Here is a 16945-nt window from a genome sequence, read left to right as displayed (position 1 = left end):
TACTCTTTTTTTGCTATTTAATTTCGATATGTTGTCCCGCAGGATATGTTTTAGACTTCCCTTTTTTTAGTTGAATTAAAACAGGTTGATTAGAAGAATAGAAATATTTACCATTTTCAATTTTTAATTCTGCCGTAACCGTATCATTAACCGCTTCAATTTTTAAATCACCTTTTTGGATATATTTTCCTTTTCCTAAATACAAATATTGAAACGCATTATTTTCTTCGGAAACAACCGCAAATGTACCTTGAAACGCTATATCTTGGGGTGTTTGATAAACCTGACTATCTGTAGCATTCAAAATATATTGTGTGCTATTTTTAGAGTTTACAGCGATACTCACAAAATGCTCTGAAGTTTTGATTTTTTTAATGGTTTTAATTGATTTCTCTCCCGTTTCGTAAGATTCAAAAACAGATACAAACGGATTTTTAACTCCGTTAATTCCATTTTGACGTATAATTAATGTTGGTGTTGTTTCAGGGCTTTTATTTACTTGCCCAGGCGTAATGTCACTACGTAATGTTGTTGGTGGTGCATCTACCGCGTAAAGTGCTCTTTTGTTTTGCCCCATCATCCACATGTTAACATGTAATGCAGGTGATACGCTGTTGATATCCCAAGTGGCATTAAAATCTTCTGAATAGTTTACCTTTCTTTGATTTTTGAAGAACCTATAATTGTCATCATATTTCACACCTAAATCATCAACGTTCTCTAAGTTTAACGCCTTATTTGATGTGTTTTTAAGTGTAACGGTATTTCCTAAGTTATGATGAATATAATCGTTATCAGCTTGATCCGATCTAAATACATCTACATAATATCCAGAGGTTTCCGAAGTACGAATCATAGCTACTAAGCGTCGTTTTTCATCAGCAGAAACATCAGAAAATGAAACATTCTGAGATGTTTCCGAAGTATTATAAAATCCATTTGTAGTGTCTACAGCTGGATCCATAGCGTTTATGGTAATATCGCCTTTTCCATATCCAGGAACAATGGTATTAGAACCTGTAATTCCTCTGTGATAACCTGCATCTGAAGACCAATACGATTCGTAAGCTGAAGCATCAGGCGCTAAAGCCCAACCTTTACCATAGAATTGCATAGCCAAACCATTTTCTGCCAAATGCGACTGGTATTTCCCTCCATACAAAGTAAACATTAAACCATTGTTTTCATCGTTTCCGTTTCTCATAATAATGTGTTTATGAAAAGGAGAATAGGCCGCTTTATGAAAAGGCAAATCGCTTCCTGAACCTTGTAATGGTTGGTTTAACACAATACCTTGCCAGTTAGACACATTTCTATCGTATTGACCAGAAGCTATATTTTTACGGATTACGGTTGCCATTTTTTCGGCCGTTTCCGTATCGCCTTCCCAAGTGGCATAGGTTAATAAAGATTCAAAAGATGAAATATTTGCAGGACCGCCACGCATATCACCAAAAACCACTAAATTTCCGCGAGCATCAAGCCAACCAAGATTTGCCAAGGCTGCTTTAGAAATAATTGGATTTCCGGCCAAAGTATTGATTCCCGATTTATAAAGTTTAACACCCATTTCTAAAACCAAAGGAATCATAGACGAAGCATAGCCTGGAGATTCTGGCCATAAGCCAGTTGTTGTATTGTAATAATCCATTATCTCTGGCAAAGCCGCACAGTAATCACTAGACTTTTCGGTGTAAAACGGAATGTAATACTCCTTTCCTTTTCCGTCTTCATAAAAATCGTCAGACTCTAAAACAAGCATGCTACCCAATACATTCTTATAACGGTTTACGTTCCAGTTTCCTTTTTTACCACCACGAATAAGTCCGATATCTATAAAACGCTTAAAAACAACACCTGCAACATCAGCTGGTGTTTTATTAATAGCTTTTAAATGCTCGTGCGGGTTTTCATTTAAATAGTCATAAAGAAAATCGTAAGCAATAGCAGTTGGCATTTGTCTATCATCGTGAATTACTTCATAATCATAATACCCCATAATACCACCTGGCTCGTAACCTCCAGGACCTTTTGTTGATTTTTCAGGGTCTAAAGGTGGCTCCATGTAGTAGGTACCTAATAACCAAGCCCATAAAATATCTGAAGAAAACTTAGCATATTTTTCATCTTCGGTTACATAATAAGCAAACGCAGCTTGTTCGGCTAGCGTTAATATTTCCATATTATTAGCACGTATCATGTGTCCGGTTTCCTTATACGGAATTAAAACAGGCGTTTTATCAGCACTAGAACGGCTAACACCTAGTAAATCTCCCGATTCGTTATACGGAATTCTATCTTCTAATGGCACGTTTATATAATCGTTCCAAGTACGCATACCTGGTAAACGCACGGTTGGTAATGGCGCATTGCCTTCACCATAATCCCAGTTTTGATTTTTAATATAGCACTGTGTAAAATGAGCTCCATCTTTCCAATACATCGCTAATCTTGAAACTATCCATTCTGGATCTTCAACATGGCGATTTACATGCGGATCTATTGTTGAAAGCAAGTTTTCCCAAGAGGCTTTTGCCCAAGTTTCATTCTTAATTTTAGCAACTATTGAAGCCTTATCCGATTTAGTAGCATAGAGTTTCGGATGGCTTGTTGCTTTTTGTCCATAGCTAGAGCTTCCTACTAAAAATAAAAGGATTAATAAGGGGGTTAATTTTGATAATTTCATCTAACTAAAAGCTATTTTATGATTTCTATTGTATGAAGTCTAAATATAAATTTAGACTTCATATTTTAAATATTATTTCTAATGCAACGGCACCGTTTCAATATCTGGGTTGTTTTGAGCTTCAAGATATTTTCTAAGAATTTCTTGATCTAACTCCGAACTATCACCATACTGTTCACGTAGTTCCGCTAGTTGTTTTTTAAGCTTTACAACTACATCAGCATAAGCAGGATCGTTTACTACATTTTTCATTTCTTGCGGATCATTTTTACGATCGTAAAGTTCCCATTCATCCACATCATAATAAAAATGTGCTAGCTTATATTCTTGTGTAATAATGGCATAATGTCTTTTCACCATGTGAATACCAGGATATTCGTAATAATGATAATACACGGCTTCTCTTGTCCATTCGTCTTCGTTCCCTAATAAAAGAGGTACTAAACTTTCACCTTGCATATCGCTAGGTGCTTCAATTTGAGCAGCTTCTAAAATGGTTTGCGCAAAATCTAAATTCTGTACCATTTCGGTATTTGTAATTCCTGGCTCGATAACATTTGGCCATTTAATTAATAATGGTGTTTTAAACGATTCATCATAAACAAAACGCTTATCGAACCAACCGTGCTCTCCTAAATAAAATCCTTGATCGGAAGTATAAATCACCATAGTATTTTCATCTAAACCAGAATCTTCCATGTAATCTAATAAACGCCCAACATTTTCATCAACAGATGCTATACAACCTAAGTAATCTTGCATGTAGCGTTGGTAACGCCATTTCATTAATTCCTTATCATCCATTTCTGGATATTTGGTTTTGAAATCTTCCATAACAGGACGATAAACAGAATCCCAAACAGCACGTTGTTCTTCATTCATGGCACCTACTTCACGCTCAAAAGCTTCTAAATCCCAACCAGACTCATCTTTTAAACCGAGTTCTGCCATAAGCTCTGGATAGATTTTAGCATCTCCAGCCCAATTCATGTGCTTTAATAAATTCATTTCTGCAGTTTTTGCCGCAGTACCTCTACCTTCGTAATCATCAAACAACGTTTCTGGCTCAACAAATGTCTTTTTAGTATATTCTTTAAAATGTCTTGGTGCTGGTAACCACTCTCTATGTGGCGCTTTCTGCATTGAAAATAACATGAATGGTTGCTCGTCGTCTTTGTTTTTCTCTAGCCATTCTAAAGTCATGTCCATTATAATATCCGTTACATAACCTTCTACTGTAATTTGGCCATCGTTGGTGTTAAAAATAGGATTGTAGTAACGCCCTTGCCCTGGTAGAATTTTAAATTCATCTACACCTTTTGGATTGTTACCAAAGTGTAATTTACCGAACATAGCCGTTTTATAGCCTGCCTGTTGCATTAACTGTGGAAAGGTAGTTTGCGACTCATCGAAAGGAAATACGTTATCCACTTTACCATGAATATGGCAATGTTTACCCGTTAAAATAGTAGCTCTAGATGGCGCACAAATAGAGTTTGAAACACAGGCATTGGTGAATTTAATTCCTTCGTCTGCAATACGATCTATATTTGGTGTTTCAATTAAATGATTGCTGTACGCACTAATGGCCTGATATGCATGATCATCAGACATCATAAAAATAATATTTGGTCGTTTAGCAGGAAGTTCTTTTTTAACCACTACGACCTCTTTTTTTTCTTCTGATTTACAGGAAACAATTCCTATTAAAAGAAATACCGTTAATAATTTTAAAATAGATTTTTGGCTCATCATTCTAGTTAGTTATAGTTTAGTAATACGCATAGCAAAACCATTATTGCTTTTTACGTTTAAGTTTAATTTAGATTTATTTGAAACTTCAATCTCTTCAATTTTAACATGAGTTCTAGTTTCGATAGTCTCGTCGTCTGTATATAATTTGGCTTTGTAATTTTGATTATCCTCTAAAAAAGAAAAATCTAATAATACATTTCGTGCCGTTTCCCCATTAATTCCACCAATATACCAGTCGTTATCTTTTCTTCTAGCAATAACACCTATCTCTCCAATTTCTGCTTCTAGTACTTTAGTTTCGTCCCAAGTGGTTGGTACATTATCAAAAAACTCTAATTCTGGCTCGTTACCAATAGTCTTGGTATCTCCCCAAAGTCCATCTTCTTTAACTGGAGCTAATGGTGCTTTATCATACCAATACAAAAACTGTAACGGACTAAAAATACAAACCGTTTTTGCTAGTTGAGATGCGTGAGATCCCATGGCATTCACTCGAGAACTGTAATAACAAACCGTATTATCCGATGCGCCAGCAAGTGTACGTGTAAACATACTAATTAGGGTGTGCGCGTTAGGTACCGTTTCTTCGTCTCCTCGAATACCTTCTTGAGTTAGAAAGTTTGGATACGTTCTAGAAAAACCTGTTGGTCTATATTCATCGTGTACATCAATAATCATTTCATATTGCGCCGTTTTCTTCACAGCTTCGTGCATCCATGCCGTCGCATCTTGATCACCTACACGAACAAAACCGTATTTAATTCCGGCAACACCCCATTTTTTCAATAATGGTAAAACCTCATCTATTTGCTTTTCTAAAGCACGACGGTTTATATATAAAATTAGACCAATGCCTTTTTCTTTTCCATAAGCTGTTACAGCTTCCATATCCAATGGGCCTTTAGATCTTTTTGGGTCTAAAGTTACCGTTGTCGCATCCGAACTGTTTTTCATTTCATCGCCATACCAACCGGCATCGAACATAATGTATTGCATATTATGAGCGGCCACAAAATCGATAGCAGCAAAAGCACCTTGCGTGGTAAGCGTGGTTTCTCTTAAAACTTTACCTGGCTTAATCCAAGATTCATCAGCAATAGCAGAAGGGGTGTTTAAATTTTGAATTAAATAATTATTCTCTAATAATTCACCTTCATTTTTCGCCATCATTACTACACGCCAAGGAGATTGAAAAGGTAATTTTTTATGCACTTTGGCCCCAACTTCTAAGCGTTTAGAAATGATAGCTCCAGAAATGGTATCCTGTTCTTGTTTCCCCATTTTACCATCTAAATTAGAAAGAATACTATATTTTGAAGACGTCCCTTTATCGAAACTTAAACGTGCATAATCCACCAACTTTGCTTCAGCTAAAGCAATTTTTAAACTATCGTGAATTTCGATTACAAGCGGACGCTCACAACCTTTTTCGAGTATAGATAATGGGATTTTTTTATACTCACCTTGCGCCGTTAAAACACCAGGACCACGCTTTGGTGTAGCCCAAACGTTATAATCTTCTTTAAAATTATAATGAATATTTTCAGCTAGTCCAATTTCTTCTATATTTTGTTGCTCAGGAATTTCATAGGCAAAGGCAACACCTTCGTTGTATGCTCTACCAATAATATTTACCTGAGCTTCACCCAATTTTAAAAATATTTTTATTTGATTATAATGGTCTGTAATTGTGCTTAACTCAGCAAAATTAGATTTCCACTCGTTATTTTCTGTGGATATTTCGGTTTTTAATATGGACAAATCACCAGAAAAATCAATCTCATTAGATAATAACTCCAATATTGAAGATTGAATAACCTCTTGCTCACCGTATTTTACTAAAAAGGTAATCGCATCACTATTTTCATTATTCAAAAATGTGATATTATTAATACCGTTAGGAGAAACAACCGTTGTTATTTCAGCTTTTTTACAACTAACAAACAACATCAAACAAAGCAATCCGAAACTATATCCCTTTAGAACTCTGTCCATTATTATTTTTATTTTAATCCTATTGAAATCTCTTGAAAATTCATGGCTGGTACTTTAAAGTTAACCACATTTTCACCATTCATTTTTAAACGCTCACCTCTTAATTCTTTAAAACCAAAAGTTAAAATCACTTCGCCTTTTTTATAGGTATCTGGTACGGTTAGCAGCATAACATCATCACAAGTTAATTGCATGTTATTTCCATAAACTAAAGTTGCTGTGCCTGATGTTTTACCTAAAATTCGAATAGAAAAACCATCTTTCTCAATAAACTTCCCTGAGCCTAAAAAAAGTGTTGTTTTGTTTTCTTCGGAAGTCACCATCCCGAATGTGCCGTTAAAATTGATGTTTTGAAAAGCGTATTTACCAATAACATCGGATGAAAACATAATATCCGTTCTGTCCTGAATACTCTCTATTTTTAACCCAACGAAGCTTTTATTTAAAGGACTTGTAAAGGTATCAACCTGCTTTATTGTTGAAGGTTCACTCGTTGTTGAAGGCTCGTATATGGCTACAAACGGACGATTCCAAGCTTCTCCATATTGTCTAACCACTGTTGTTAAAAGCGGTGCTTCTTCAATATTCTTCGGAATTATACCGTGACGAAAAGCTTCAGAAGGCGGCGATTTTACTTTAAAAATCTCACGGTTTTCATTGCCTTGCATCCACATATTCATATGTACCTGCTCTTCCCCTTCAACAGATAAATTATAGGTCGCATTTAAAGTTTTATTCGTTTTTATTGAAACTTCGTCCCACATATAATCGTAAGCTTTAATATTACCAACTTTGGATGTGAGCTTAGAACTTTCAACTAGATTTAAAAGCGCTCCATTTTCGGATGTTAAATTTAATTCCTGACCTAAATTATGATAGAAATAATCGTGATATTCATCTTTTCCATCATTTTGTTTAGATCGAAACACATCAATATAATAGCCCGAAGTTTCTCCTGTACGCACAATACTCATCACACGATTTTGATCGGAATTTGTACTCGGTTCATTAAAATAAATATCAGAAAAATTAATATTTGGATAATATCCTGTTTTACGCTCCGATGCGGGATATAAACGCTTCACTTCAAAAGGATAATAGCTACGCATTTTATTGTACTGCGATTTTCCGTTAACGGAAACCGTATTGTGCGCAGGAAATTGCGAATAATATTCTTTATAATCGGGTCTAAAATAACTAGAACCACGACCACCTTCGGGAGCTAAAACATAGTTTTTTCCATAAAGTTCCATGGCAATCCCGTTGGAATGTGCATGATTCCCTAAAGCCCCAACTTGAGACACCATTAGGCCGTGCTTTGAACTTAATCCGTTTCGCATAGTCACCCAACTTACCGTTGGTGCGTAAAAGGAATTCGTCATAAAATCACCTTTATTCGCAGGCGCTATACTTTTATCTAAAGGCACTTTAGTGTGATGTAAAATATCGTGAATGGAGTTTTTTTCATTCCTTTTATGCTCATCTTCATTTTTATCTTGAAGCATATAAAGTAACGCCGTAAACGTTTCTTCTTGCTCACGGTTATTAAACTGCTGCGCATTGGCAACAAGGTCTATAAAAGGTTCTGTTTCCAGCGGTCCATAATGCGAATCGCCAAAAGCAACAATATAATTATTAGGATATAAATATTGAGGCATAACCGCAACAGCTTCAGGTATTACTGGCATAAACTGCATCACATCAATATCCAAAGCGCTTTGTAATGTGCGCGCCAAATGCGTATAGCCTTTTGCTACACTTAATGCGTAACTAGAACTCTCGTTCCAAACGCCATTATCTTGATCGTATCCATAGTCTAAAACATCTTTAACCGACCATTGTCTGGCTTCCGATTCGTTAAAAATACGGTTTAAGTAATATTGACAGCCTTTGCCATCGGCATACATTTTATCTTCATCTAAAACTAAAGCAATTTGTATTACAAAATTGGCTTGGTGCAGATTCCAGTTATTATCTGGAACGCCATTTTTTATAATTATTTCGGCTAACTTCTTTAAAGATGTTGCGTAAATTTCGTTATTAGGTTTATGTTTCTTTTGAATATAATGGTAGAGAAAATCGTAACATTGAGTTAATTCATCTACAATGTTTTCTTTAATAACCTGAAAAGAAGTTAAACCAATAATGTTTTGAACGTTCCCTTTTTGCATATCGATAGGTTCGTTTCTGTAATACAAACCTTGCATATACACATCGAATAAATGGGCAGCTAGTTTGGCATAATCTGCATCGCCTTCAATGAAATAAACCAACGCAGCATCGCGAGCAATGCGCATAATTTTCTCATTAGTATTTTCAATAATTCTTCCGGTTTTAGATGGTTTTACCCACTCCCACGTCTTTGTTTCTTTATGCTGAAGAAATAAACCTCGATCATCTTCAAAATACGGCTTTACATCTTCTAAACTCGGCGTGTTGTAATCGGTAACATAATCTCTTTGTCCTGTAAACCGAACAGTTGGCACCGGAGCTTTTCCTTTGGCATGTGAATAAAACTCGCCATCTACATAAACATCTGTAGCATGAGAATTCCAATACATTTGAAAACGAGATGATAACCATTCTGGATCCGTTTTATACTGCACTACATATTTAGAAATTTTGCTTTTTATAGCTTCATAAGATTGATTAACATCTTTAGAGTTTTCTATATTTCGAAGAATATCTTCTTTGGAAACTTTAGATGAAATTAAACGCGGATGTTCGCGCTCAATACTCTTAGGAAATATAAATTGCCCATAATTTGCCTGTATAAAACAGAAACTAACACTAATAAATAGGACTATTTTTTTCATTTCACTAAATATCTATTCGTTACGAACCCAAATATGACTTTCGTTTAATAAATCTTTATACTGCACTAAAAATTCTGCTTTCATTTTCTCAAAAACTTCTGGTTCTTTCGAAGCTAAATCTTCAGATTCACTAATGTCATTTTTCAAATTGAATAATACAAAATTGGTGAGTTCAGCATTTTTAACAAAAGCTTCGTTACCATCGTATAGGTTATGAATATTTGGAAGCACTTTATTGTCCGACTCCAAACGTGCCATAATTTTCCAATCGCCGCTTCTCATTGCTACTCGACGCTCATTAATAGCATCATAAAATGCCCATATTAATGGCTTTTCGCGCTCTAAATCACCTGTATTTAAAAACTTTTTAATGGATTGCCCATCTAGGGTTCTTTTAGGTAATTCAGCACCAGCGATATCAACAAACGTTGGTAAAAAATCTAAGGCAGACACCACTTTTTCTGAGGTTCCGGTAAAAGTTTCTTTTCCTAACCAGTTTACAATGCAAGGCACTCTAAAACCAGCTTCGTTAGTCCAAAGTTTCATACCTTTTAATTCTCCAGGTGTACCGTAAGATTTTTTTGCTTTTGCATACCTCATAAAGGTTTCTGGTCCGTTATCCGAAGTAAAAACCACTAAAGTATTATCACCATATTTTTCTTTTAAAAATGCCACTAAACGTCCCACAGCAATGTCCACATTTTCAACATTGGCAAAATATTCTGCTTGTTGAAGATTCTCTGCTAATGGTAAATATTTTTGAACTAAATCTTCTGGAGAAGCAATAGGTTCGTGCGGTTCGTGAAACGCGACTTCTAAGAAAAATGGTTTATCGCTTTTTTTGTTTTCAAGCCAATTAATAGCCTCGTTCACTACAATTTGACTACTAAATCCTTCTATTTCGCCAACTTTTTCGCCGTTTCTAACAAAATTCTTTGGGTTTTGATGACTTGGAGACGCATTATTATGTGTTGAAAACCAATGATCGAATCCGAAATCGTTAGGTTGTGGCTGTTCTTTAGAATTAAAACGAGAATTACAATGCCATTTTCCTGATAAGCAAGTATCATAACCCGCCTTTTTTAACAAGGCAGGAATAGTAACCTCATCGGCCTGCATGTGCACTAAATCACGATTATCCTCACTCTTTTTAGGGCCAGGAATAAAATCGTAAACACCAGCTTTATTTGGGCTTCTTCCGGTAAGTAAACCTACACGAGAAGGCGAACAAACCGGAGCTGTAGAATAGAAATTAGTTAATTTAATTCCTGTTTTAGCCAATGCGTCTAAATGCTGTGTTTGTATAATGGAATGCCCAAAAGACGATAAATCTCCATACCCTAAATCGTCACACAAAAGCAGAACGATATTAGGTTGATTGTTTTCCTCTTGAACTTTAATATCAATCGTTGCTTTTGTTTCATTTTTACAAGAAAAACTTCCTAAAAGAAAAACAAAGGCTAGATATTTTACAAAATTAAAATGCATACTTATTTTTTAGTTGAATTAAAAAAGTCTTTAAAAAATACCATTTGATAGGTTATTGAATTCGCCCAATATTGATTGGTATGTGCGCCAGGTCTTTCGATATAATCGTGAGGAATTCTGCGTTCTAAGAGTTTTTTATGCAAACGCACATTAGCATCGTAGAAAAAATCGTCTACACCACAATCGAACATAAATTTTAAGTTTTTACCATCAAGCAAATGCGTCATGTTAATAACCGTATTTTGCTCCCAAATTTCTGGTTCTTCGGCATAAACGCCTAAACGCTTTGCGATTTCCCATTGTAATGGAAAGCCTCTTATGTCTAAACCACCACTCATGCTAGCGGCAACACCCCAAATATCGTTATGTTTAAAAGCTAAATATAAAGCGCCATGACCGCCCATACTATACCCCGTAATGGCACGATGATTTTTATCGGCTATAGTATTGTAATTGCTATCAACCTCTGCAACAAGCTCTTTAGAAATATAAGTTTCATATTGCATATTACTTTCTTTTGGGCTATCAAAATACCAACTGGTTTTATGCCCATCGGGACACACAATAATTACATTGTATAAATCGGCATAAGCTTCAATCTTTGGAGCCTTACCTAACCAAGCTTTATGATCTCCACCTGCGCCATGAAGTAAATACACGACTGGTAAATCTGGTCCGTTTTTTTTATAAGAATCAGGAGTTATTACTACGTTTTTTATGTCTTTATTCATAACTGTACTATGCACAACCAACGTATCAATTTTTGATGCATAAAGCGATAATGATGCACAAAAGACGAGTAAAAATCCAATTAACTTTTTCATATAAACTGACTTATTATTTTTTCTTTAACATGATATCTTCTAACTCTTCCAAAGTTTTCCCTTTAGTTTCTGGCATCATAAAGGCAACGAATAACAATTGGAACACCATCATTATAGCAAACACAAGGAAAACAAGACCACCTCCTACTAATTTCAATAAAAAAGGAAATAATGATGGAATAACTGCCGCTAAAACCCAGTGTGTTGAACTACCAAAAGCTTGACCAGAAGCACGTAAATGATTCGGGAAAATTTCAGAAATAAACACCCAAATTACAGCGCCTTGACCTACAGCGTGAGCTGCTATAAATAAAAACAAGAAAGCTGGAACAGCCATGCCTGTCCATCCCAATAAGAATGCCGCAGCTAAAAGACCTAATGATGTAATATAAGCTACAGAACCTATGTACATTAAGGTTTTTCTTCCTAATTTATCAATTAAAAACACACCTAATAATGTAAACACAAGATTGGTTACCCCTAAACCGATACTATTTAATAATGCCGAACTTTCTCCTAATCCTGCCTCTTCAAAAATACGTGGCGCATAATATAATACCGCATTAATTCCTGAAAATTGATTAAAAAAGGCGATAAAAAAGGCTAACATTAACGGAAATCTATATTTTTTAATGAATATAGTTTCAGACTTATCACTTTTTTCTGCATGTGAGTTAAACTCTTTAATTTGAGCATCAACATCTGCAGCTGGATCTATTATTTGTAATACCTCTCTTGCTTCTGTTTCTCTTGATTGAGATAATAACCAACGTGGACTTTTAGGTAATTTTAAAGCGAATAAAATGTATAACACTGCAGGAATAGCTTCTACGCCAAGCATCCATCGCCATGCATTTTCACCAATATCACTTAATAGGTAATTCGATAGATAAGCGATCATGATACCAAAAACAATATTAAACTGGTACATCGCCACCAAACGTCCTCTGTCTTTTGCTGGTGCAATTTCAGAAATGTAAGCAGGTGCGGCAATTGTAGATGCTCCTACTCCTAAACCACCAATAAATCGCGCAAAGGCAAATACATAAGGATCGTTAGCAAAGGCTGAACCTATAGCCGAAAGAGCAAACAAAATACCAATAACAATTAACGTACTTTTACGTCCGTATTTATTAGTTGGAATACCTCCAAAAATGGCTCCGACAACAGTTCCCCAAAGTGCCATACCCATAACTACAGCCCCATGAAAAGCTTCTGATGAACCCCATAAAGCTTGTAATTTTTTATCGGCACCCGAAATTACTACAACATCAAATCCAAATAGAAAACCTGCAAGTGCTGCGGTAATGGACCATAATAATATTTTTTTGTTCATGATATGTTTGTGTTAGTTTTATTTAAATATTTAATTAGTTATGTTATTTTTTGAGAGGAATAACCATATTCCATGTTTTTGTACCGTTACTAAATCCGCCAGGGCCATCCATTGTAGCAAAGAAAATATGTGTAGGCTTTCCGTTTTCTACAAAAACAAAAGGTCGCTCCAACTGCCCTTGTTTAATAGTTTTTCCGTTGTTCCATTTTACTGTTTTTGTATAAGCTCTTGGATTTTCATCTATTATCCAGTCGATACCGTTTTCAGAATGCGCTACCAATCCATCACCTTTTCCTCCAGTAATTAAACCTCTTTGGTCTTTTGCTATCATGTGATAACCGGCATCATCACTCCATAAATGTGGATCTTCAACCTCTCCAAAACGTTCCATAGAAAATAATGGCTCGTCACCAATTACGGTATATTCTCCATCATAGCTCGGCGCAGTAGCCACACCAATGCTCATATCGCTTTGCGAAACGCCATCATCTTTATAACTTCTTCCTTTAAAAAGTAAAACTACCGAACCATCTCCTTTAATTAAAGGTGACGGATTGGAGGTTAAAAAGCTGTAATATGAATTTGGTTCCACTTCTAAAATTGGTGCATTCTGACGTTTCCATGGGCCGTTCGGACTTTTAGATGTTGCTATACCAATACGTTTTCCCCAACGCGCAGCAATACACCATTTACTTGATAAATCGAAATCGCTAACATTGGCTTCCGTAACTGCCTCAAAAGGATGTGTAGATCCCATGTAGTACAGAATGTAAGTGTCTTTATATTTTACAATTTTAGGGTTATGGCAAGATTTTCCATCCCAATATTGAGTACCACGATCGCCTAAAGCGACATCTTGAAACTGATAAGGTCCTTCTGGAGTTTTTGATGTAGCATGTACAATTTCTGAAGCCACCATCCAGCCTGGATGAAACGGTAACATTTTTGGCCAGCGCGATGCGTACATATGGTACAAACCATCGTCTCCCTTAATAACAGAACTGCCCCAAACCCAATAATCGTCCATTTGTAAACCACCATCAATAGGCGCTTCATCTAAATTATTATAAAGACTATTTTGTGCACCGCAAGAGAACAAACATCCAATAAACAAAAGAAAAATATATTTCATCATTTTATAAACTCAATTAAACGGTGATTATTTTTTTAAGGGTTGAAGTTTAATATCCTTCAAATTAATGGCATTCCATTTTCCGGCTACAGGCATTAGAGAAAACTCATATTTACCAGGTTTATCCACTGTAAATTGTCCTAAGTCTGCTTTTTTAAATCGTTTTGGATTACTTCCTGTTGCGGCAACGTTTACCTTTTTAGAAGTTCCTGCAAGTGCTACTGTAATTTCAGTAGATTCACTTCCTGAATAGCCAAGCTCCACATTAAACGTGCCTGGTTTATCAATTTCGAAAGACCAATATACTCGAGCCGTTTCGCTATCCCAATGGCTAACGCAATCCCACTCTTCTTTGTATAGGGCGCCTGGTCCTTGTAAGTTTTCATATTGCGCTCTGTATGCTGTAAGTACAGCTAATCCGTTTTCATCTTGACCTAAAGCTTTTATAGGTAATGCATTAGGCATTTCTTTCAACTTTAAAACAATAACAGAAGCTACGCTATCTGGCGCTTTTCCTGTTAATTTCACCTGAATTCCATGATCTAAAGTTTCGGTTTTAAACGTTCTGCTTTCATCTGTAAGTAAATAACAAGATTCTACATTATTTTTTAATCGAATTGGCAACGCTGCTCCATCTTCCCAATTGTAAACATGAAGATAAAGTAATGCTTTACCGTCAATAGTTTTCATGGTAATACGTCCCCAATCTGGTTCGGTAGAAATTGGACTCGCATGTGTACCGTAAATCGCTTCGGAATTTGTATCCATCCAAGCACCAATGGCTTTCATGCGCTCTACAGCCTCAATTCTTAAAATGCCTTCTCGTGTTGGACTGACATTCAATAAATAATTTCCGCCTTTACTACTCTGGTCTATTAAATTATGAATTAAAGTTGGTATCGATTTAAAATTATCATCGTCGCTACGGTAACCCCAACTGCCACTAACGGGTTGGCATAATTCCCAGTATTTCGCTTCGGGTTGATGTCTTGGACCATTTCTTTCAAAAGTTTTGTGATCTCCAGGATAATCGTCGCCCAAACGGTCGTTTGTAATAATCCATGGTTGTAATGCTGTAGTAATGTGGTGCAGGCTATCGACAACAGATTTTGTCATTTCGCGAGGTGTATCCCACCAAAAATTTGATATCGGTCCGTATTCTGTAAGTAATTGTTTTACTTCTGGAAGTGCTTTTTCGTAAACATACTCGTCGCTACTAACACGTTCAAAAGATTTATCCCAGCTATTCCCTAAACCACCCGGATGGTGCCAATCTTGAGCTTGCGAGTAATAAAAACCGAATTTAAGGCCTTGCTCTTGGCAGGCGATAGATAATTCTTTTAAAATATCACGCTTAAAAGGCGTGGCATCTACAATGTTATAATCGGTGGCTTTAGAATCGAACATGGAGAATCCATCGTGATGTTTAGCCGTGATAATCATGTATTTCATTCCGGCTTGTTTAGCTAAAGCCACAAACTCGTCGGCATTAAATTTAGTGGGATTAAATTCGTCGGCAAATTTCTCATATTCAGCTACCGGAATTTTGCCTTTATTCATAATCCACTCGGCACTATTTGTTTGTGCTTCGCCGTTATAAAAACCAGCAGGAACCGTATAAATCCCCCAGTGAATAAACATACCAAATCGGGCGTCTTGCCACCATTCCATACGCGCTTCATCTGTTATATTTTCCGGATCGATATTCGCCTCGGCAAATACAGCTTTTTCTACTTTAGAACCACATGCTGTTCCTAATAGAAAAACAAACAACATTGCACAAATACCTGATTTTTTCATCCTTGAATTTTTTATTATTTATTCTAAAAAAACATAATAGATACAATAATAAAAATAATAGACTTTTTACGGTATAAATCATGAGCCTTTCCATATAAACTATAGCTTATTTATGCGCTATATTAATGAAATAGGCTACTAACAAGCCGTTGAACGATTTTAAACAAAAATAAAACGTTACATTTTATATGAAATTAAGTAAACCTTTTTATGGGTTTTCTACACAAAAAGAACCCAATAAAATTAAGGATTAGTTGCCTTCAAAATAAAATCGACAATAGGTTTTGGATTTTTTAAAGAATGTGGATGATGCCCTACTTCAGGTTTATGAATCATGTTTAACTCCCAACCTAAACTATTTAAACGCCGCTCTAATAAAGCACTGTTTTCTGCTACAGGAACAACCTTATCTGCATCGCCAACAACAATTAAAATCGGCACTTTTTGGACAGCAATATACTCCATATGATTTATAGGATTTCCAGAAAATTGAGACGCTACTTCTTCAGTAAAACCATAGCTATCTAAGCAGGCTTCCCATGCTTTTTTAGAGCCATCGCCAGTGCCTTGTCCAGCAGGCCAACTTTTAAAATCGCAAACTGGCGCATCGGCATAAATACAGGCTACTTTTTCGGCATTTTGGTTCGCCCAATTAAAGATAATTAAACCACCTCTACTCATGCCTTCTAGCACGACTTTAGGGTTTAATTTATATTTTTTTATTATGAAATCGTAAAAATCATTCCAAATATTAATAGCCTTCGGGCTTCCGAATAAATTAGCAACTTCAATATAAACCACATGAAAGCCTGCATTCAAGAGCGCGATATCTGTTTGTGGTTCATGACCCCAGAATCGAGCACGCCAAATCCAGTTTTTACTTGCGTTCGCCTTCTTCGGAAACACCACTTTATAAGCCACGCCATTTAACATTGCTTCCTTTATTTTAAAACCATTCCACTCCTTTTTTACGGCTTCATTTTCTTCGGAATTATTTCTAATTGAAGTTTCAAAATTAGCCTTTGCTTCCGCAGAACTTATTTCAGAAGAAAAACAATGAAAACTAATAAATATGATGATAAATAGGCTGAAATTTCTTTTCATTTTTGGATT

General features: G+C 35.8%; 10 protein-coding genes. All 10 read right to left on the bottom strand.

What is annotated here, in order from left to right:
- Positions 1 to 13 precede the first annotated feature (13 nt).
- Positions 14 to 2686 (bottom strand): hypothetical protein, encoded by a 2673-nt coding sequence (locus GQR98_RS11720; protein WP_159019659.1) that lies wholly within the window; start codon positions 2684 to 2686, stop codon positions 14 to 16.
- A gap of 78 nt (positions 2687 to 2764) precedes the next feature.
- Positions 2765 to 4441 (bottom strand): sulfatase, encoded by a 1677-nt coding sequence (locus GQR98_RS11715; RefSeq protein ID WP_199270196.1) that lies wholly within the window; start codon positions 4439 to 4441, stop codon positions 2765 to 2767.
- Between the two features lie 9 nt (positions 4442 to 4450).
- The gene (locus GQR98_RS11710) at positions 4451 to 6436 is read right to left on the bottom strand and encodes a glycoside hydrolase family 97 protein (RefSeq protein WP_159019658.1); all 1986 of its coding nucleotides are present in this window, start codon (positions 6434 to 6436) and stop codon (positions 4451 to 4453) included.
- An 8-nt stretch (positions 6437 to 6444) separates the two neighbouring features.
- A complete protein-coding gene (locus GQR98_RS11705; RefSeq protein ID WP_159019657.1) occupies positions 6445 to 9252 on the bottom strand; it encodes a heparinase II/III family protein in 2808 nt (935 codons plus the stop codon).
- Between the two features lie 12 nt (positions 9253 to 9264).
- Positions 9265 to 10740, bottom strand: a complete 1476-nt coding sequence (locus tag GQR98_RS11700) for a sulfatase-like hydrolase/transferase (protein WP_159019656.1) — start codon at positions 10738 to 10740, stop codon at positions 9265 to 9267.
- A gap of 2 nt (positions 10741 to 10742) precedes the next feature.
- Positions 10743 to 11564, bottom strand: coding sequence for an alpha/beta hydrolase (locus GQR98_RS11695; protein WP_159019655.1), 822 nt, complete (start codon positions 11562 to 11564; stop codon positions 10743 to 10745).
- Positions 11565 to 11577: 13 nt separating this feature from the next.
- On the bottom strand, positions 11578 to 12900 hold the full coding sequence (locus GQR98_RS11690) for a sugar porter family MFS transporter (protein WP_159019654.1): 1323 nt from the start codon (positions 12898 to 12900) through the stop codon (positions 11578 to 11580).
- Positions 12901 to 12943: 43 nt separating this feature from the next.
- On the bottom strand, positions 12944 to 14035 hold the full coding sequence (locus tag GQR98_RS11685) for a glycoside hydrolase family protein (RefSeq protein WP_199270195.1): 1092 nt from the start codon (positions 14033 to 14035) through the stop codon (positions 12944 to 12946).
- A 24-nt stretch (positions 14036 to 14059) separates the two neighbouring features.
- Positions 14060 to 15832, bottom strand: coding sequence for an alpha-L-fucosidase (locus GQR98_RS11680; protein ID WP_199270194.1), 1773 nt, complete (start codon positions 15830 to 15832; stop codon positions 14060 to 14062).
- 243 nt (positions 15833 to 16075) lie between these two features.
- A complete protein-coding gene (locus GQR98_RS11675) occupies positions 16076 to 16936 on the bottom strand; it encodes an alpha/beta hydrolase family protein (protein WP_199270193.1) in 861 nt (286 codons plus the stop codon).
- Positions 16937 to 16945: the final 9 nt, after the last annotated feature.

This window comes from Algibacter sp. L3A6 (assembly GCF_009796825.1).
In the GTDB taxonomy this organism is placed as follows: Bacteria; Bacteroidota; Bacteroidia; order Flavobacteriales; family Flavobacteriaceae; genus Algibacter.
This window is presented reverse-complemented; position numbering and strand designations above follow the sequence as displayed.